Below are 17,588 nucleotides of genomic sequence, written 5' to 3'. Positions count from 1 at the left end.
AGCATTGCAGGCTTAAGGCTTGGTTGATGTCAGCCGAAAAGCTCGCGGCAGAATTCAAGGCCGGCCACCAGCGCATCCACCTCGGCGCGGGTGTTGTAGAGCGCAAAGCTTGCCCGCGCCGAGGCGGGCAGGCCATAGCTTTGCATCAGCGGCATCGCGCAATGGGTTCCCGCCCGCACCGCGATCCCCTGCTTGTCGAGGATGGTCGAGATGTCATGGGCATGCGCGCCCTGCATCGCCATGGAAAAGATCGCGCCCTTGCCCGGCGCGTTCCCCTGGATGTCCAGCCAGTCCAGCGCCGACAGGCGCTGCGCCGCATAGGCGCCAAGATCACGCTCATGGGCGGCGATGTTGTCCATGCCGAGTGCCATCAGGTATTCCAGCGCCGCCCCCAGGCCGATCTGGTTGACGATGCCGGGCGTTCCCGCCTCGAACCGCAGGGGCGGGGCGGCATAGCTGACCACCTCGCGCGTGACCTCGTGGATCATGTCGCCGCCGCCGAGGAAGGGCCGCATCTCGGCCTGGCGCGCGCGCGAGATCCAGATCGCGCCCGAGCCCGAGGGACCATACAGCTTGTGCCCGGTGACAGCGTAGAAATCGCATCCCAGCGCCGCGACATTCACGGGCATGTGCACGGCCGCCTGGCTGCCATCGACCAGCACCGGCACATCCGTGCCGCGCGCGATCGTGGCCACATCCACCACCGTTCCGGTGACGTTGGACATGTGGGTGACGGCGATCAGGCGGGTGCGCGGGCCGACGGCCGCCAGCACCTTGTCCGCAGACAGGCTGCCATCCGCTTCGCGTTCGACCCAGCGCAGCACCACCCCCTGCCGTTCGCGCAGGAAATGCCAGGGCACGATGTTGGCGTGGTGTTCCAGCACCGACAGGACGATCTCGTCCCCCGCCTGCAGGCGCGGCGCGGCCCAAGCATAGCTGACCAGGTTGATCCCCTCGGTCGAGCCGGTGGTGAAGATGACCTCGTCCTCGTGCGCGGCGCCCAGAAAGCGGGCGATGATCCCGCGCACCCGTTCATAGTTTGCCGTCGCAAGGTTCGACAGGTGGTGCAGCCCGCGATGGACATTGGCGTATTCGCCCGCATAGGCGCGGCTGATCGCGTCGATCACCACCTGCGGTTTCTGGGCGCTGGCCGCGCTGTCCAGATAGACCAGCGGCCGGTTCCCGACCCTGGTGGAAAGGATCGGGAAATCCGCGCGGACGCGTGCGACATCAAGGCTCATACAGGCAGTTCCGGCAAAAGGCCGAGCATAGCGGCCAGCAATGAAAGAAGAAAGCTCGTCATCATCACCGTTCCGACGATGCCCAGCACGACCAGCAGCGGGTTTCGGAAACCATGGACCGCCATGGTGAAGGCGACGACCAGATAGGCGGCAAGCAGCAGCGTGGCGATGCCGAACAGCGCCCCCAGCGGCGGCAGCAGGATGGACAGGACAAGCTGCGCGGCCTGCAGGGCGATCATCACCGCCTCGATCCAGCCGATGGCGACCAGCGCATCGGCAAGCCGGCCGGTGCCGCCGAAGGCGCGCCCCACCCCCGACAGCAGCACCGCGCCCAGGGCGGCCGAGACGACCTGCACCGCCGCCATGCTGAAGGGGCGATGCACGAGGATGCCCAGCAGGCCGGCCCCCTCGGCCGCGGCGGGAACGAGCCATGCGCCCAGCCAGCTGAGAATGGCGGCCAGCGCGGCGGTAGCGACGATCAGCGCCCAGCCATCGGCCGCCGTCAGGCCGCGGGCGCGCAGCACGCTCCACGCGGCAAAGGGCTGGCGCAGCGTCAGGTTCATCAACGGGATCATGCAGGCCCCCTGCGGACAAAGGCGCGCAGGCCCGCCGCCCAGAAGATCACAAAGGCCGCGCCCGCCGCCGCATGGACCAGAGTCAGGGCCGCGCCGGGACCGATCAGACCCTGCGTCAGCCCGCCCAGCAGCATCACCGGGGCCGCCGCCGCCAGCGCCCAGACCAGGGCGATGCGCGAATGGCGCCCCTCGATCCGCCCGCCCAGGGCGCGGATGGCCAGGGCCGCCAGGGCGGCGACGGCCATCACCACCAGCGGCATGATGAACATCGTCGCCAGCAGCGCCCCGCCCAGCCGCGCCTGCATCGGAACCGACGGGTCAAGCGCCGCCGACCGGGCATGGCCCGGCCACTGGGCCATGAAATAGACCACCATGGTTCCCAGCAGCAGCGCCAGCACCGCAGGCTCGGGCAGGTCAGCAAGGCCGCGCGCTGCATCAAGCGGCCGCGTCCATGCGCGCGCCAGCCGCCCGACCAGCCCGCGAGGGGCCTGACGCTCAGCCGGCATCCCCGGCCCGCTGCGTCAGCCATTGTTCAAGCCGCTCGGTGATCCGGGCGCGCAGGTCCTGATCCTCGATCTCGTCCAGCGCATCGGCCAGGAAGGACAACACCAGCAGCACGACCGCCCGCTCGCGCGGCACCCCGCGCGAGCGCAGGTAGAACAGCGCCGTATCGTCGATGGCGCCGGTGGTCGAGCCGTGGGAACATTTCACGTCGTCGGCATAGATCTCCAGCTCCGGCTTGGCGAGGAACTGGCTTGCCTCATCCAGCAGCAGGGCCTGGCTGATCTGATAGCCGTCCGTCTTCTGCGCCCCCGGCCTGACGAGGATCTTGCCCTGAAAGACCCCGGTCGCCCCGTCCTTCAGCACCTTCTTGAACACCTGCCGGCTTTCCCCGCGCAGGGCGCCATGGGTGATGAACACGGTATCGTCCTGGTGAAAGCCCGTTCCCTGCCCCAGCACGGCGGCCGCGACATGGGCCAGCGCATCGTCGCCGGCCAGATCGACCACGGTTTCCGACCGGATATGCGCCCCGTCCAGATCCAGCGCAAAGCTTTTCAGCGCCGCCCGTTCGGCCACGCGGGCGAACAGATGAACGGTGGATATCCGCGGCGCGCCCGCCCGGTGGGCGGCGATGTGATGGAGCCGCGCGCCGGGGGCAAGGTCGGCCTCGATCACCACATTGCCGCGCGCGCCCATCAGCCCGCTTTCAAGCAGCGTCAGTTCGGCGCCTTTTTCCAGGCGCAGGACATGGTGGCAGACGACATCGGCGGCCGGGTCGCTGCGCCGATAGATGATCTCGACCGGCCGTTCCGCCCTGCCGGTGACGTGGATCACCGCGCCGTCGGTGGCAAGGGCGGTGTTCAGCGCCGCAAAGGGCCGGCTGACCGGCCGCTGCCCCGCCGCCTCGAGCGCGCCATAGGCCGCGCCCAGCCAGCCGCTGCCCGCCTCCGCCTGGGACAGGGGCGCGATCTCGGCCCCGGCCATCGCCGGATCGTCCGAGGCGGCCGCGTCGAAGCGCCCGTCGATGAAGACGAGCCGCAGCCGGTCCATATCGCTGAAAAGGGGCGTGTCGCCGCCCTCATCGACGGGCCGCGCCTGCGGCGCAGGGGCGTTGAAGGGCGCTGGATCGGTGTAACGCCAGTATTCATCCCGCGGCCGCGGCAGGCCCATCGCGCGCAGGCGCGCCAGCGCCTCTGCCCGCGCGGGCGCGGTGACGCCGGCGGGCGTCGCCGGGGACGCCGCCCCAAGCCGCGCGGCCAGCGGATCGGCGGCCGGCATGCGCCCGCCCTCGACGCTCGGCGTCTGGATCGCGCTTGCGCCCTCAGGCATCGGCGGCCTCGCCCAGAATGCCTGCATAGCCGTTGCGCTCGACCTCGAGCGCGAGTTCGGGCCCGCCGCTGCGCACGATGCGGCCATCGGCCATGATATGAACCACATCGGGCCGGATATGATCCAGCAGCCGCTGATAATGGGTGATGACAAGGAACGAACGATCGGGCGAGCGCAGCGCGTTCACCCCTTCGGCGACCAGCCGCATCGCATCCACGTCAAGGCCGCTGTCGGTCTCGTCCAGGATGCACATGCGCGGCTCCAGCATGGCCATCTGCAGGATCTCGTTGCGCTTCTTCTCGCCGCCCGAAAAACCGACATTGACCGGGCGCTTGAGCATGTCGGCATCGATATGCAGCGCCCGCGCCCTTTCCCGCACCACCTTCAGGAAATCGCCCGAGGACAGTTCGGCCTCGCCCCGCGCCTTGCGCTGTGCGTTCACGGCGGTGCGCAGAAAGGTCATGTTGCCCACACCGGGGATTTCCACCGGATACTGGAACGCCAGGAACAGGCCGGCGGCGGCGCGCTCCTCGGGTTCCATCGACAGCAGGTCGCGCCCGTCCAGTGTCGCCGTCCCCTGCGTGACCTCATATCCGTCGCGGCCGGCAAGGATATAGGAGGTCGTGGATTTCCCCGACCCGTTCGGCCCCATGATCGCATGGACCTGACCGGCCGGAACGGTCAGGCTGATGCCGCGCAGGATCTGGCGCGAGCCATCCTCAAGCTGGGCGTGAAGGTTTTTGATTTCCAGCATGTTACTTTTGTCTCGTTTCGGTTGGCGGGGGCGGCGTCAACGCGTCGCTGTCACTGTTGTTGGGGAAGATGCTATCCAGGATGGCTGTCACCAGCGCGTAATAGCCGGTGGCGAAGATCAGGGTCAGCGCAAAGCCCGGCCAGAAGCCCTGATCGCGCACGAACACGGCATTGACAGCGCCAATGATCTGCATCCCCGCGACCACGGCGATCAGGTTGACCCAGACCGGACCGGGCGGGCGCGAGCGCATGAAACGCATCGCAGACATATAGAACCGCATGGCCATGCGATCACCGATCCTGCCGGCCGCCCGGCAGGAAAGCGAGCCGGATCATCCGACGCTTCCTTCCAGCGAAATGGCGACAAGGCTCTGCGCCTCCATTGCGAATTCCATCGGCAGGGCCTGCAGCACCTCGCGGCAAAAGCCGTTGACGACAAGGGCGACGGCCTCCTCCTCGCCCACGCCGCGGGCGCGGCAGTAGAACAGCTGGTCGTCATCGACCTTGCTGGTCGTCGCCTCGTGCTCGACGCGGGACGAGTTGTTCTTGACCTCGATATAGGGGACGGTGTGCGCGCCGCACTTGTCCCCGATCAGCAGGCTGTCGCACTGGGTATAGTTGCGGCTGCCCGTGGCGCGGGGATGCATCGTCACAAGCCCGCGATAGGTGTTCTGCGCCCGCCCCGCCGAGATGCCCTTGGACACGATGCGCGAGCGGGTGTTCTTGCCCAGATGGATCATCTTGGTGCCGGTGTCGGCCTGCTGGGCGTTGTTGGCGATGGCGATGGAATAGAACTCGCCCTGCGATTCATCGCCCCGCAGGATGCAGGACGGGTATTTCCAGGTGATCGCCGATCCGGTTTCCACCTGCGTCCACATCACCTTGGCCCGCGCCTCGCGGCAGTCGGCGCGCTTGGTGACGAAGTTGTAGATGCCGCCGCGGCCTTCCTCGTCGCCCGGATACCAGTTCTGGACGGTGGAATATTTCACCTCGGCATCTTCCAGCACGACGATTTCGACCACGGCTGCGTGCAGCTGGGCCACGTCGCGCTTGGGCGCGGTGCAGCCTTCAAGATAGCTGACATAGCTGCCCTTGTCGGCGATGATCAGCGTGCGTTCGAACTGGCCGGTGTTTTCCGCATTGATGCGGAAATAGGTGGACAGCTCCATCGGGCAGCGCACACCCGGCGGGATATAGACAAAGCTGCCGTCGGAAAACACGGCGCTGTTCAGCGTGGCAAAGAAGTTGTCCGTGGGCGGCACGACGCTGCCCAGATACTTGCGCACCAGATCGGGGTGGCTGCGGATCGCCTCGCTGATCGAGCAGAAGATCACCCCCGCCCTGGCCAGTTCGTCCTTGAAGGTGGTGCCGACGCTGACGCTGTCGAACACCGCGTCCACGGCGACGCGGCGGCCGTCCTCGCGCCCCTGGATGGGCGAGGCGTCCGCGCCCTCGACCCCGGCCAGGATCGCCTGTTCCTTCAGCGGGATGCCCAGCTTGGCATAGGTGGCCAGCAGCTTGGGATCGACCTCGTCCAGCGACTTTGGCTTGACCGCCATGCTTTTGGGGCGGGCGTAGTAATACTGGTCCTGATAATCGATATGGGGATAGTTCAGCATCGCCCAGCGCGGCTCGTCCATGCCCTGCCAGCGGCGGAACGCGGCCAGCCGCCAGTCGGTCATCCAGTCCGGCTCGCCGTTCTTTTCGGAAATCAGCCGGACGATGTCCTCGCTCACCCCCTTGGGGGCGTATTCCATCTCGATCTCGGTGTCCCAGCCGTATTTGTAGGACCCCATGTTCGCCACGGTCTCGACCGTCTCGCGATCCACGCCCTCGCGCACCGCGAGTTCCTGCGTATCCAGGCTGGCCATCGCTCACCTTCCCTGTCTGCCTTGCCAGCGGGCTCGGGCGGTCAGCCAGGCCTCGGCAAAGCGGTCCAATTCCCCGGGCATCGTCGCCCCGCCAAACGAGACGCGGATCGCGCATCCCGCGTCCCCATCCGCATAGCCCATCGCGCGCAGCACCCCGCTGGACCGGACCTTGCCGGAAGAACAGGCCGATCCCGCGGATACCGCAAAACCGGCAAGATCCATCTGCATCACCTGTGTCTCGCCCTTCCAGCCCGGTGTCAGGATGGAAACGGTCTGCGGCAGGCGTCGGGATTCGCGCCCCGGAAACATAGTGATTCCGTCAGCATCTTCCAGCCTTCGGATCAGCCTATCACGCAGATCGGTCAGTTTTTCTGCCATGCCTGCCGCAAGGTCGCGCTGGGCCGCCGCTGCCGCAGCGGCAAAGCCGGCAATGCCGATCAGGTTTTCGGTGCCGGCCCGCCGGCCCGATTCCTGCCCGCCGCCGCGCAGCCGCGCGGCCCGGTCCGCGCCCGCGCGCAGGATAAGCGCGCCGATGCCGCGCGGGCCGCCCAGCTTGTGGGCGCTGACCAGCCCCGCCCCGATCCCCAGCCAGTCAAAGGCGATCGGCACCTTGCCAAGGCCCTGCGTCAGGTCGCTGACCGCCAGCCCCTCGGGCAGCGCCTGGATCACCCCCGTCTCGCTGTTGGCAAGCTGCAGCGCGCAGCCGGCGGGATCGGAAAGGGCAACCTGCCCCATGGCGTCGGCGCTCAGGCTTTCAGCGCACCAGGCGCGCACGCAGTCATGCTCGATGCCGGCGCAGGCAAGGCCCTGCCCCTCAAGGGCCATGACGGCCGCCTCGGTCGCGCCCGAGGTGAACACGATATCGGCCTGCGCCGCGCCCAGCGCCTCGGCCAGCTGCTCGCGGCAGCGTTCCAGCAGCATCTTTGCCGCGCGCCCCTCGGCATGGACTGATGAGGGGTTGCCGATCACGTCCATCGCCGCCGCCATGGCCGCGCGCGCCTCGGGGCGCAGGGGCGCGGTGGCGTTCCAGTCGAGATAGACGCGGCTCACCGTCCCTCCAGTGCGCGGGCGATGCGGGCGGCAAGGCGGCGGGCGACCTCGTCCTTGGGCAGGCGCGGCCAGTGTTCGGCGCCCCGGTCCGTCACCAGGATCACGGCATTCTCGGTCCCGCCCATGATGCCGGTGGCGGGGCGCACGTCATTGGCCACGATCCAGTCGCAGCCCTTGCGCGCCCGCTTTGCCGTGGCATTGGCGACGATGTCGTCGGTTTCGGCGGCAAAGCCGACGACCAGCGCGGGGCGCGGCTGCGCATCGCGGCTGATCCAGGCGAGGATGTCGGGGTTCTGCGTCATTTTCAGCGTCGGCGGCAGCCCGGCGGCGTCCTTCTTGATCTTGCGCTCCGAGGCGTTCACGACCCGCCAGTCGGCAACCGCGGCCGCCATCACGGCGGCATCGGCGGGCAGCGCCGCTTCCACCGCCGCGCGCATCTGCTGGGCGGTCTCGACGGCGACGACGGCGACCCCCTCGGGCGCGGGCACGCTGGCGGGGCCGGTGACAAAGGTCACGCGCGCGCCCAGATCGCGCAGCGCCGCCGCCAGTGCCGCCCCTTGCGCGCCCGACGAGCGGTTGGCGATATAGCGCACCGGGTCGATCGGCTCATGCGTCGGCCCCGAGGTGACGATGACATGCCCTCCGCTCAGCGGGCCGGGCAAGGCGGCGGGTCCGGGCTGCACCGCCGCCTCGGGCGGCAGGCGCAGCACCTGCTCGGTCAGGCGCAGCGGCGGCTCTTCCTCGGCCAGCGCGGCGCGGATGGCGGCCAGGATCGCCTCGGGCTCGGCCATGCGCCCCTCGCCCCATTCGCCGCAGGCCATCGCGCCCTCGTCCGGGCCGACCGTCAGGATCCCGTCGGCGCGCAGCGTGGCAAGGTTGCGGCGGGTGGCGGGATGTTCCCACATCCGCACGTTCATCGCCGGCGCGATCAGCACCCGCTTGTCGGTCGCCAGCAGCAGCGTCGCGGCCAGATCATCGGCCAGCCCCGCCGCCATCCTGGCCATCAGATCCGCCGTCGCCGGTGCCACGACCAGCAGGTCGGCGGCCCGCGACAGCCGGATATGGCCCATCTCGGCCTCGCGCGTCAGATCCCACAGCGCGGTATGGCACGGATTGCCCGACAGCGCCGACAGCGTCAGCGGCGTGACGAACTGCGCGCCGCCTTCGGTCAGAACCGTGGTCACGCCCAGCCCGGCCCGGGTCATCAGCCGCACCAGCTCGGGCGTCTTGAAGGCGGCGATGCCGCCGCCGACGATCAGCAGAACCCGCTTTCCCTGCATCCCTTGCCCCGCCCCTGCTTTCGCCCTTGCCCCGGCCGGCCGGCGCCGGTCCGCGCCCGAGTCCTAGGCGAGCGGCGGCGCCGGGGCAAGGAAAGGCGCAGCCCCCCGCCCCCGTCCGCCTGCGAAGGGGCGCATCCCGCCAAGGCGCCCGCTAGGGCTCGCCACCGCTTGGCGCCAAGGCCGCGCCGGCATCCCCCGGCCCGGCCGCATCCCGCAGAAGCCAGCGTTCCAACCGGGCCAGCGCCGGGGGGCGCGTGCGGGCGGGATGGATCAGCGCATAGGGCGAAGGGCCGGGCAGTGCGGCATTGCCGATGCGCACCAGGCTGCCATCGGCCAGCGCATCGCCGACGAAGATGTCGGGCAGGATCGCCGCCCCCATCCCCGCGCGGGCGGCCGACAGGATCATGCCGAACTGCGCAAGGCGCGGGCCGCGCTGCCAGGCCGGCGCGGGCACCATCCCGGCGGCGGCGAACCAGTCGGCCCACAGCCGCGGCCGGGTGGACTGCTGGATCAGCGGCAGGCCGGCCAGCGCCGCGATATCGCCGCCGGCCGCCAGCGCCGGGGCGGCCACGACGATCAGCCGCTCGTGCGCCAGCGGCACGACCACGGTGCCGGGCCGCGCCAGATCGGCCCGCTGGATCGCCGCGTCAAAGGGGCTTGCATCGAAATCGACCGGGCCCAGTTCGGCCGTCAGGTCGAGCGACACCTCAGGGGCGATCGCGGCAAAGCCCGCCAGCCGAGGGATCAGCCATGCCTGCGCGAAGGTCGGCAGCACCGCCAGCCGCAGCACCGCGCCGCTGCCGCCGAAGGCCATGACCATGCGGGCGGCGGCGTCGATCTGCGCGAGGATGGCTTCTGCGTCGCGCACCATCGCGCGGCCCGCGTCGGTCAGCACCAGCCGCTGGCGCTGGCGCGCGAACAGCGCCACGCCCAGCCGGTCCTCAAGCCCGCGCAGCGAGCGGCTGACCGCGCTGGGCGTCAGCCCCAGCGCGTCCCCCGCCCGCGCGGCCGTGCCCAGACGCGCACAGGCGACCAGCGCCGACAGTTCGGCCACGCTAGGGGTATGGGGATGGCGGTTCACAAGGAAAACTCAACAACTGCGGACAAGATGGCGCTGTTGTGACAGGACCGGGCGGGGTATCACAAGGCCATGCCGCGACCGGGGGTTTTCCACCCCCGGACCCCCGAGGATATTTTTCTGCAAGAGAATGCGAGGAGCCTTCCGCCATGGCCCTGAAACCCAAGGACGCCCCCGACCTGACCGCCTTTGACTGGCAGGACCCTTTCCGCCTTGACGGCCAGCTGTCCGAGGATGAGCGCATGATGCGCGACAGCGCCCGCGCCTATGCGCAGGAAAAGCTGCAGCCCCGCGTCATCGCCGCCTATCGCGAGGAAAAGACCGATCCCGCCATCTTTGCCGAGATGGGCGAGATGGGCCTGCTGGGCGTCACCATCCCCGAGGAATATGGCGGGCTGGGCGCCTCCTATGTCAGCTATGGCCTTGTCGCGCGCGAGGTCGAGCGCGTGGACAGCGGCTATCGCAGCATGATGTCAGTGCAGTCGTCGCTGGTCATGTATCCGATCTATGCCTACGGGTCCGAGGAACAGCGCCGGAAATACCTGCCCAAGCTCGCCACGGGCGAATTCATCGGCTGCTTCGGCCTGACCGAACCGGATGCGGGCTCGGACCCCGGCGGGATGAAGACCACGGCGAAAAAGACTGCGAACGGTTATGTGCTGAACGGGTCCAAGATGTGGATTTCCAACAGCCCGATCGCCGATGTCTTTGTCGTCTGGGCCAAGTCCGAGGCGCATGGCGGCAAGATCCGCGGCTTTGTTCTCGACAAGGGGATGAAGGGCCTGTCCGCCCCCAAGATCGAGGGCAAGCTGTCCCTGCGCGCCTCGATCACCGGCGAGATCGTGATGCAGGATGTCGAGGTCGGCGAGGATGCATTGCTGCCGAACATCGAGGGGCTGAAGGGTCCGTTCGGCTGCCTCAACCGCGCGCGTTACGGCATCAGCTGGGGCGTTCTGGGCGCGGCCGAGTTCTGCTTCCACGCCGCGCGGCAGTACGGGCTTGACCGTCATCAGTTCAAGCGCCCGCTGGCCCAGACCCAGCTGTTCCAGCTGAAACTGGCCAACATGATGACCGAGATCTCGCTGGGCCTGCAGGCATCCTTGCAGGTCGGGCGGCTGATGGACGCCGCGCAGGCCGCGCCCGAGATGATCTCGATCGTCAAGCGCAACAACTGCGGCAAGGCGCTGGACATCGCGCGGATCGCCCGCGACATGCATGGCGGCAACGGCATTTCCGAGGAATTCCAGGTCATGCGCCACGCGGCCAACCTGGAAACCGTGAATACCTATGAGGGCACGCATGACGTTCATGCGCTGATCCTCGGCCGGGCGATCACGGGGCTGCAGGCCTTCGCATGAGCGAGCCTGACCTGCGGGGGGCGCCGCTGAAGGGGCTGCGCGTCATCGAGCTGGCGCGCATCCTCGCCGGGCCGTGGATTGGCCAGACGCTGGCCGATCTGGGCGCCGAGGTCATCAAGATCGAGGCGCCCGAGGGGGACGACACCCGCCGCTGGGGGCCGCCCTTCCTCGACCGGCCCCTGCCGGACGGGGGGACGGAACGGGTCGCGGCCTATTTCCATGCCGCGAACCGGGGCAAGACCTCCGTCACCTGCGATTTCGGCAATGCCGATGATCTGGCGCGGCTGAAGGATCTGATCGCCACCGCCGATGTGGTGGTGGAAAACTTCAAGGTGGGCGGCCTGCGCCGGTTCGGGCTCGACTATGACAGCCTGTCCGCGCTCAACCCGCGGCTGGTCTATGCCTCGGTCACCGGCTTTGGGCAGGACGGGCCGCGCGCCAGCCAGCCGGGCTATGACTTCCTGATCCAGGGCATGTGCGGGATCATGGACCTGACCGGCGCGCCGGAGGCCGAGCCGCAGAAGGTCGGCGTGGCCTGGATCGACATTTTCACCGGGCTTTACGGCGTCATCGGGATTCAGGCGGCGCTGGCGGAACGGGAACGGTCGGGGCTGGGCCAGCATGTCGATCTGTCGCTGCTGGACACGGGTGTTGCGGTGCTGGCCAACCAGGCGATGAACTGCCTGATCGGCGGCACGGTGCCCCGCCGTCTGGGCAACGCGCATCCGAACATCGTGCCCTATCAGATGTTTCCGGCATCGGACGGGCATGTCATCATCGCCTGCGGCAATGACCGGCAGTTCGCCGGGCTGTGCCGGGCCTTGGGCCTTGGGCCGCTGGACGCAGACCCGGCCTTTGCCACCAACCCCGCCCGCGTGAGCAACCGCGAGGCGCTGGTGCCCCGGATCGCGGATGCGACCGCGCAGCGCAGCCGCGCCCAGATCATTGCCGCGCTCGAGGGGGCCGGGGTGCCTGCCGGCCCGATCAACAGCGTCGCCGACGCGCTGGCCGAACCGCAGGTGGCGGCGCGCGGCATGCGGATCGCGCCCGAAGGCATCCCCGGCCTGCGCACGCCGATCAGCTTTTCGCGCAGCGAATTGTCGCTGGGGCGCGCCGCGCCGCTGCTGGGTCAGGGCCTGTCGTCAAAGCCGAAGGCGATGTAATCGCGCAGATAGGCGGCCTTGGCCGCCTTGCGCAGCGCCGGATCGTCAAGCAGCGCCGGGATCGGCCGGGGACGGGGCCCGGCCTGGTCGATCCCGGCGGCGCGGGCCACAAAGCCCAGATCCTCGGCCATGCGCGCCTCGCGCGCGATCATGTCGGGGCTGCCGAAGCGGGCAAACCCGGCCAGCACCTCGGCCTGCGTGGCCCAGCCCGGATGGGTAGGGATGCCTGTCTGCCCGTTCAGGTTGCGGCGCAGAAAATCCAGCCATGCCGCGAACAGCGGCGCCGCCTCGGCATCGGTGAGGCTGCCCAGCGCCTCGTCGGGGGGCAGCGGCACGCGATGGATGGCGCGCAGCGTCTCGCGCAGCTCGCCATTGCCGCCGCTGATCATGGCCTGGAAAGCATCCCATGCGCGCGGCAGGGGATGGCGCAGGACGGTCAGGCTGCGATGGCCGGGATGGCTGCGCCTCCACTGGCGCAGCGCGGCCTGCGTCAGGTCTGACTGCACGGCGCCCAGACCGGCCAGCCAGCGCGCCACATCCTCGCCCGGCCCGCCCCGCACCGGCATGAACAGCAGCCCCCGCCCCGCCTCGCAGGTCAGCCAGGACGGAACGGCGGGGCCGCGGCGCGGCTCGAACCCCGGAATGCGGTGCAGCTGAAAGGGGTCGGTGGCGACGATCTCGGCCTGCATGGCCTCGAAGTCGGTGATCTTGTCGGCCATCTCGCGCGGGTTCTGCGGCACCTGATCCTGCGCCGGCTCGGCCCGCGCGATGTCGGTGCGGCCCAGCCAGTGGACCAGCCCGGTCAGCACATCCGCATCGCGCAGATCGTCATAGTTGAGCCAGAACGCCGTCTGCCCGCGCATCTGCAAGGCGTGCTGGATGCGTTCCAGAAAATGCTGGTTGGCCGCCGTGGCCGCGCGGAAGGCGGCCGCATCGAAGTCGATGCGGGCCGGGATCGGCGTTTCGGCCGCGTTCAGCTTCCACTGGTCGGTGGCATAGGCCAGCTGGGTGGATACCCAGCTGTCCACCGGGTTGCGCGTCAGCACGATCTTGGCGCAGGCCGGATCGTCCATCAGCGGCTCGAACATGCGCGGATCATGGTCGTGGAAATAGCGGAACCCCTTGACCTTGCGCGCCCGCACCATGTGCTGCCACAGCGCCAGCGGGTCGGCGTCGCGGTCGGCAAGGGTCATGTCATAGAGCGACTTCTGGTCGGGCCAGCCGATGAAATAGGGATTATAGGCCTCGCCGAAACAGGCCAGGTCATTGGCGTTCAGCGTCGCCTCCAGCAGGTTCGAGCCGGTGCGCATCCCGGCAAGGACGACAAAGCTGGTGAACTGCGGCATGCGCTCTTCTCGCTGGGTGGATGCAGGCGGCCGGCAGGGTCCACCGCGCCGCGGCCAAGGTCAACCGAAAGACGCCCGCCCGGTGCCCGAGGCGGCCCCCGCCCCGCCGGCCGGCGCGGTCAGACGGTGCAGGCGGCGCGAATCGCCCATGCCGCGCGGCTGAAGGCCCGCATTGCGCAGCCGTGCCAGCAGATCCGTCATCCCTTGCACATCGCGCAGCGCCGGCAGGGCCGGCGGGGGGCCATTCCTGGCGGCGCCCAGAGCCTGGCACAGGGCGCCAAGCGGCTGCTCGGGCGCGGCGAGCGCCTGCGCCAGCGTCCAGCGCCGCACCTGCGCCTTGGCCCAGACGGAATCGAGGATGTCCATGAAGGCGATCTCGGCCCGCTGCATCCGCGCGGCGATGCGGCGCACGTCGTCAAAAGGCATGTCCGCATGCAGCAGCGGCACGATCCAGGCGCCGGTGACGACGAACAGCGCCGCATTGGGATCGGTCGCAAAGAACCAGTTGAGCTGCTGGCCGTCGCGCGGCGACAGCATGAATCCCGGCACGCCGGAGGACGAGCGGATCAGCGAGGCGATGAAGGTCTGCGGGTCGAGATCGCGCAGCCCCGGGCTGGCGGGCAGCGCCCCCGGCCCGACCGGCGCGCCGCCGGCGAACTGCACCTCGTCCGGGGCCAGCAGATGACCGTGCACTTCCTGTCCCGTCGCCCCTGACAGCCATGCGGGAAGGTCCATGAACAGGTCCGAAAGGCCATGGATGACTGCATAGGGCCGCGCCGTCTTGCCGTTTTCAGCATCCTTGCGGGGAAAGCGGCTCTGCATATACAGCCCCGGCCGACCCGACTGGCGCCGCCGGGCCGCCGCATCCAGCAGCTTGCCCAGCGGTTCGGGATCAGGATCGGCCATCGCGTCGGCGCGGCTGGCGCGGGGAAAGGCCGCATACAGCGCACGCGCCCCCGGCCAGATCTTGCGCGCCACGAAGATGCGCGAGCCCGCCAGCATCGCCAGGTGGTCGTCATAGAACACATGGGGCTTGCCCTGGCTGTCGAACTTGGCCAGCGTCAGCGAGCGGCTTTCGATCCGGCTTGAATGGCGGCGGGCCAGCGTCTGGAAATAGCTTTCATCCGGGATCCAGACGCGGCGGAAGTAACGCTCCATCTCGGGCCGGCGCGGATCGTCCAAGATGGCACGCAGGGTCGCGGCCGTCAGGCACCACCATTGCGACCCGATATGGGGCGCCAGATCCGCCGGCAGCCTGCGGCGCACCCCCAGCCGCCGCTGCACCCGGACCAGCCGGTCGAACAGCTTGCGATTGCGCCGGAACGAGATGGGGAAATGCAGGGTGAAGCGTTCCTCGTTCAGCCCGCCGATGGTCCAGCCCACGTCATGGACGTTGACGCTTTCGATGAAATCGGCCTGCGGGTGGCGGGCAAGGAACATCCGCAGCTCGGCCGGCGGGCGCAGCGGCAGGCAGGCGCCCGATACCAGCAGCACATGGGTCAGGCCCGGATGCGCGCGCAGCAGCGCGGCGGCCGCGTCCTGCGTGGCCGCCACCAGGCTGAAGGTGCCCCAGGCGCAGGACCGCCGCGGCGCATGGGTCACGTCCAGACCCGACAGCGCCGCGCGCAGCCGCGCGACATCGTCGGCCGGGGTCTTGGCGTCGATGTGCATTGCCACGCAGGCCCCGCCCTCGGCCCAGATGCGGGCCATCCGCGCGGCCAGCGGCAGGTTGTCATGGCACAGCATCACCACGCCCAGCCGCACCGCGTCCGCGCCATCCCCGCAGGGGACCGCGGGGGGCGGGCCGGACGCGCCCTCGCCTGTCATGCCCAGTTCCCGCGCGAGATGAGCCCCAGCCTTTCCAGCTGGCGCCAGCCGGTATAGCGGCGGGACTGCGGGCACCAGAAATCCACCGCATCCTGAAGCCCGCGGTGATAGGCGCGGTATTCCAGGCTGCCTGCATAGTGCTGGCGGCGCTGCAGCTCTTCGGCCGACTTGGCCGCGAAGGTGGACAGGAACTTGGCATGCAGCAGCACGCCCGAGGCCATCTCTCCGCCGTCCTCGTCATAGACGACGTTCAATGATCGGGGCAGCAGCATGTGGGTGGAACTGGCATAGGCATAGCGCCGCTGCCAGCGCACCAGCGGTATCTTGTTCAGCGCGGGCGCGGCCCCCGGATCGTCGGCAAAGAACATCCGCGCCCGCGGCCCCCCCTGAATCCACAGGTTGCCGAAGCGGTGGTTCTTGCGGATCGCGTAATTGGCCGGGTCGAACCAGCAGGCGATCTCGAACGGGTTCCGGCCCTCGACATAGGGCACGGCGTTCATCGAACCGCGCGGATACATGTCCAGCAGCATCGCCGACATCGACCGATGCCCCGAGGATTCCAGCCAGTCCGTCAGCGCCCGCAGCGGACGGGCCTGGACATGCGGATAGACCAGGAACTCGTCGGGATCGACGGTCAGGCACCAATGGCCGCTGCCATGGCGGCGCAGCAGATGGTTGATCCAGTCCATCCCGAAGCGCGCGGCCTTGTAGCTGGCATCGGTGGACCACAGCGACACGTCAGGCTGGGCCAGAAGATATTCACGGCTGCCATCGGTGCTGGCATTGTCCACAATCAGGAAATGGTCGATCCCCAGATCACGGTAATAATCGAGGAAATAGGGCAGCCGGACCCGTTCGTTCCGCAGTGTCATGAAGCCGAGGATCGCGTTCGGCCCGATGGCCCCCGTGCGGTCGTTCAGCGGGGTCAGGCGGCGGCCGCGGCGGATCGCCCGCGCGATGTAGTATTGCCGCAGCGCCCGCAGCCGCACAGTTGCCAAGGCATGCTGCAGGAAACCGCCCACGTCATTCACCGCAGATAGGATTGTGCCTGAAATCGCCTGGTGTCTTGGCGGCGAATGCCGGCCAAGTCAACGCCGCGGCGGCACAGGGCGCCGCGGGCGGCAAGGACCCGCCGCCCCCGGTGTTCAGCCGTCCCGCCCTGTCCAGCCGCCCGTCGCCATCAGGCCGGCGGCCACCAGCGTTTCCCAGCCGTCCAGCCGGGCCGCCCCTTCGGCCCACAGGTCGGGATTGGCGATCAGCGCATCGTAATAGCCGTCAAAGGCGGCCGGGTCGTTGAAATGCTGGCGGCGGGCGCGTTCCTGGCGTGACCTGGCCACGATGTCGGGCAGCAGCTTGGTATGCAGAAGGCCGCCCGACAGGCGCGGATCGCCCGGCCCGTCCCAGCTGTCGTTCAGCCGGGCGGGCAGCAGGGAGTGGGTCGAGTTCACATAGGCATAGCCCCGGCGCCAGCGCACCAGCGGCAGCTTGTTCAGCGTCGGCGCGCGCCCCGGCCGGGCCGCGAAAAAGGCCCGGTCGCGCACCCCGCCCTGCACCCAGCGGTTGCGCATCGGCTGCTGGATGCGCAGCCGATAGCCGGCAGGGTCGAACCAGCACAGCCGCGCCAGCGCCTCGGCATCGCCGGGCGGCGGGTCGGGGGCAAGCGGGCCGCAGGGGAACAGCTCGACCATCAGCGCGCCCAGCGCGTCAATGCCCCGTCGATCAAGTTCGGCCGTCAGGGCCGACAGCGGCAAGCGGTCGCAATGGGGAAAGACAAACAGCTCGTCCGCGTCGAGCGTCAGGCACCAGCGCCCCGCGCCGTATCGCATCAGCAGCCAGTTGGCCCAGTCGCGTCCGAACCGCGACTGCCGGTAACCGGCGCTGGTGGTCCACAGCGACACGTCCGGCTGGCGCGCCAGCCATTGGGTGCTGCCGTCGTCGCTGGCATTGTCCACGATCAGGAAATGGCGGATGCCCAGCCTGCGGTGATGGTCCAGCCAGTGCGGCAGGCGGGCGGATTCGTTGCGCATGACGGCGAACACCGCCGCATCGCCCCGCCCCATCGCCCCGGTGCGATCAATGACGGCATCCAGCTGGCGGCGGCTGCGGAAGGCGCGCCACAGGATGCGCCGCCGTTTCCAGCGCAGCCGGGCCGCCACCCGCAGACGCGCGGCAAGGCCGATGCCCTCGGCCCCCGCCAGCGTCACCCCCGCGCCGCC

The 17,588-nt window shown here is 69.3% G+C and carries 16 protein-coding genes; 2 read left to right on the top strand and 14 right to left on the bottom strand.

What is annotated here, in order from left to right; genetic code table 11:
• Positions 1 to 29: 29 nt before the first annotated feature.
• The 10 genes from B0A89_RS09450 to B0A89_RS09405 form a co-directional block, all read right to left on the bottom strand.
• Positions 30 to 1,241, bottom strand: a complete 1,212-nt coding sequence (locus B0A89_RS09450) for a cysteine desulfurase (RefSeq protein ID WP_085377927.1) — start codon at positions 1,239 to 1,241, stop codon at positions 30 to 32.
• A complete protein-coding gene (locus tag B0A89_RS09445) occupies positions 1,238 to 1,816 on the bottom strand; it encodes a Yip1 family protein (protein ID WP_085377926.1) in 579 nt (192 codons plus the stop codon). The genes B0A89_RS09450 and B0A89_RS09445 overlap by 4 nt, the downstream gene beginning before the upstream one ends.
• The gene (locus tag B0A89_RS09440; protein WP_085377925.1) at positions 1,813 to 2,322 is read right to left on the bottom strand and encodes a hypothetical protein; all 510 of its coding nucleotides are present in this window, start codon (positions 2,320 to 2,322) and stop codon (positions 1,813 to 1,815) included. The genes B0A89_RS09445 and B0A89_RS09440 overlap by 4 nt, the downstream gene beginning before the upstream one ends.
• On the bottom strand, positions 2,312 to 3,646 hold the full coding sequence (locus B0A89_RS09435) for a SufB/SufD family protein (protein WP_085377924.1): 1,335 nt from the start codon (positions 3,644 to 3,646) through the stop codon (positions 2,312 to 2,314). Before B0A89_RS09435 ends, B0A89_RS09440 begins: the two co-directional genes overlap by 11 nt.
• Positions 3,639 to 4,400 carry a Fe-S cluster assembly ATPase SufC gene (gene sufC / locus B0A89_RS09430; RefSeq protein WP_085377923.1) on the bottom strand — a complete coding sequence of 254 codons (762 nt, stop codon included), beginning with the start codon at positions 4,398 to 4,400 and terminating at the stop codon, positions 3,639 to 3,641. The genes B0A89_RS09435 and sufC overlap by 8 nt, the downstream gene beginning before the upstream one ends.
• 1 nt (position 4,401) lies before the next feature.
• On the bottom strand, positions 4,402 to 4,686 hold the full coding sequence (locus B0A89_RS09425) for a hypothetical protein (RefSeq protein WP_085377922.1): 285 nt from the start codon (positions 4,684 to 4,686) through the stop codon (positions 4,402 to 4,404).
• Between the two features lie 45 nt (positions 4,687 to 4,731).
• Positions 4,732 to 6,270: a Fe-S cluster assembly protein SufB gene (sufB, locus tag B0A89_RS09420; protein ID WP_085377921.1), complete on the bottom strand. Its 1,539-nt coding sequence runs from the start codon at positions 6,268 to 6,270 to the stop codon at positions 4,732 to 4,734.
• Positions 6,271 to 6,273: 3 nt separating this feature from the next.
• Positions 6,274 to 7,320, bottom strand: a complete 1,047-nt coding sequence (locus B0A89_RS09415) for a cysteine desulfurase family protein (protein ID WP_085377920.1) — start codon at positions 7,318 to 7,320, stop codon at positions 6,274 to 6,276.
• Positions 7,317 to 8,600, bottom strand: coding sequence for a bifunctional phosphopantothenoylcysteine decarboxylase/phosphopantothenate synthase (locus B0A89_RS09410; RefSeq protein ID WP_085377919.1), 1,284 nt, complete (start codon positions 8,598 to 8,600; stop codon positions 7,317 to 7,319). Before B0A89_RS09410 ends, B0A89_RS09415 begins: the two co-directional genes overlap by 4 nt.
• Before the next feature lie 151 nt (positions 8,601 to 8,751).
• The gene (locus tag B0A89_RS09405) at positions 8,752 to 9,654 is read right to left on the bottom strand and encodes a LysR substrate-binding domain-containing protein (protein ID WP_240558500.1); all 903 of its coding nucleotides are present in this window, start codon (positions 9,652 to 9,654) and stop codon (positions 8,752 to 8,754) included.
• A 173-nt stretch (positions 9,655 to 9,827) separates the two neighbouring features.
• Here B0A89_RS09405 and B0A89_RS09400 point away from each other — a divergent pair, with 173 nt between their 5' ends.
• The gene (locus tag B0A89_RS09400) at positions 9,828 to 11,036 is read left to right on the top strand and encodes an acyl-CoA dehydrogenase (RefSeq protein WP_085377917.1); all 1,209 of its coding nucleotides are present in this window, start codon (positions 9,828 to 9,830) and stop codon (positions 11,034 to 11,036) included.
• Entirely contained in the window at positions 11,033 to 12,199 is a 1,167-nt protein-coding gene (locus tag B0A89_RS09395) for a CaiB/BaiF CoA transferase family protein (RefSeq protein WP_085377916.1), read from the top strand. The genes B0A89_RS09400 and B0A89_RS09395 overlap by 4 nt, the downstream gene beginning before the upstream one ends.
• Here B0A89_RS09395 and B0A89_RS09390 read toward each other — a convergent pair.
• The 4 genes from B0A89_RS09390 to B0A89_RS09375 form a co-directional block, all read right to left on the bottom strand.
• Positions 12,166 to 13,545, bottom strand: coding sequence for a hypothetical protein (locus tag B0A89_RS09390; RefSeq protein ID WP_085377915.1), 1,380 nt, complete (start codon positions 13,543 to 13,545; stop codon positions 12,166 to 12,168). The genes B0A89_RS09395 and B0A89_RS09390 overlap by 34 nt on opposite strands.
• 60 nt (positions 13,546 to 13,605) lie before the next feature.
• On the bottom strand, positions 13,606 to 15,372 hold the full coding sequence (locus B0A89_RS09385; protein WP_085377914.1) for a DUF5927 domain-containing protein: 1,767 nt from the start codon (positions 15,370 to 15,372) through the stop codon (positions 13,606 to 13,608).
• Positions 15,369 to 16,370, bottom strand: coding sequence for a glycosyltransferase family 2 protein (locus B0A89_RS09380; protein WP_240558498.1), 1,002 nt, complete (start codon positions 16,368 to 16,370; stop codon positions 15,369 to 15,371). The genes B0A89_RS09385 and B0A89_RS09380 overlap by 4 nt, the downstream gene beginning before the upstream one ends.
• A 147-nt stretch (positions 16,371 to 16,517) precedes the next feature.
• Positions 16,518 to 17,576, bottom strand: coding sequence for a glycosyltransferase family 2 protein (locus B0A89_RS09375; protein WP_240558496.1), 1,059 nt, complete (start codon positions 17,574 to 17,576; stop codon positions 16,518 to 16,520).
• Positions 17,577 to 17,588: the final 12 nt, after the last annotated feature.

It is taken from the genome of Paracoccus contaminans, from assembly GCF_002105555.1.
Taxonomy (GTDB): domain Bacteria; phylum Pseudomonadota; class Alphaproteobacteria; order Rhodobacterales; family Rhodobacteraceae; genus Paracoccus; species Paracoccus contaminans.
The sequence above is the reverse complement of the archived record's forward strand: the minus strand, read 5'-3'. Positions and strand labels throughout refer to the sequence as shown.

Bases quoted from the DNA above. Each gene is read 5' to 3' on its own strand.
- sufB (WP_085377921.1), bottom strand. From the start codon at position 6,270: ATGGCCAGCCTGGATACGCAGGAACTCGCGGTGCGCGAGGGCGTGGAT.
- B0A89_RS09395 (WP_085377916.1), top strand. From the start codon at position 11,033: ATGAGCGAGCCTGACCTGCGGGGGGCGCCGCTGAAGGGGCTGCGCGTC.
- B0A89_RS09440 (WP_085377925.1), bottom strand. From the start codon at position 2,322: ATGCCGGCTGAGCGTCAGGCCCCTCGCGGGCTGGTCGGGCGGCTGGCG.
- B0A89_RS09450 (WP_085377927.1), bottom strand. From the start codon at position 1,241: ATGAGCCTTGATGTCGCACGCGTCCGCGCGGATTTCCCGATCCTTTCC.
- B0A89_RS09410 (WP_085377919.1), bottom strand. From the start codon at position 8,600: ATGCAGGGAAAGCGGGTTCTGCTGATCGTCGGCGGCGGCATCGCCGCC.
- sufC (WP_085377923.1), bottom strand. From the start codon at position 4,400: ATGCTGGAAATCAAAAACCTTCACGCCCAGCTTGAGGATGGCTCGCGC.
- B0A89_RS09390 (WP_085377915.1), bottom strand. From the start codon at position 13,545: ATGCCGCAGTTCACCAGCTTTGTCGTCCTTGCCGGGATGCGCACCGGC.
- B0A89_RS09400 (WP_085377917.1), top strand. From the start codon at position 9,828: ATGGCCCTGAAACCCAAGGACGCCCCCGACCTGACCGCCTTTGACTGG.
- B0A89_RS09445 (WP_085377926.1), bottom strand. From the start codon at position 1,816: ATGATCCCGTTGATGAACCTGACGCTGCGCCAGCCCTTTGCCGCGTGG.
- B0A89_RS09385 (WP_085377914.1), bottom strand. From the start codon at position 15,372: ATGACAGGCGAGGGCGCGTCCGGCCCGCCCCCCGCGGTCCCCTGCGGG.
- B0A89_RS09425 (WP_085377922.1), bottom strand. From the start codon at position 4,686: ATGGCCATGCGGTTCTATATGTCTGCGATGCGTTTCATGCGCTCGCGC.
- B0A89_RS09435 (WP_085377924.1), bottom strand. From the start codon at position 3,646: ATGCCTGAGGGCGCAAGCGCGATCCAGACGCCGAGCGTCGAGGGCGGG.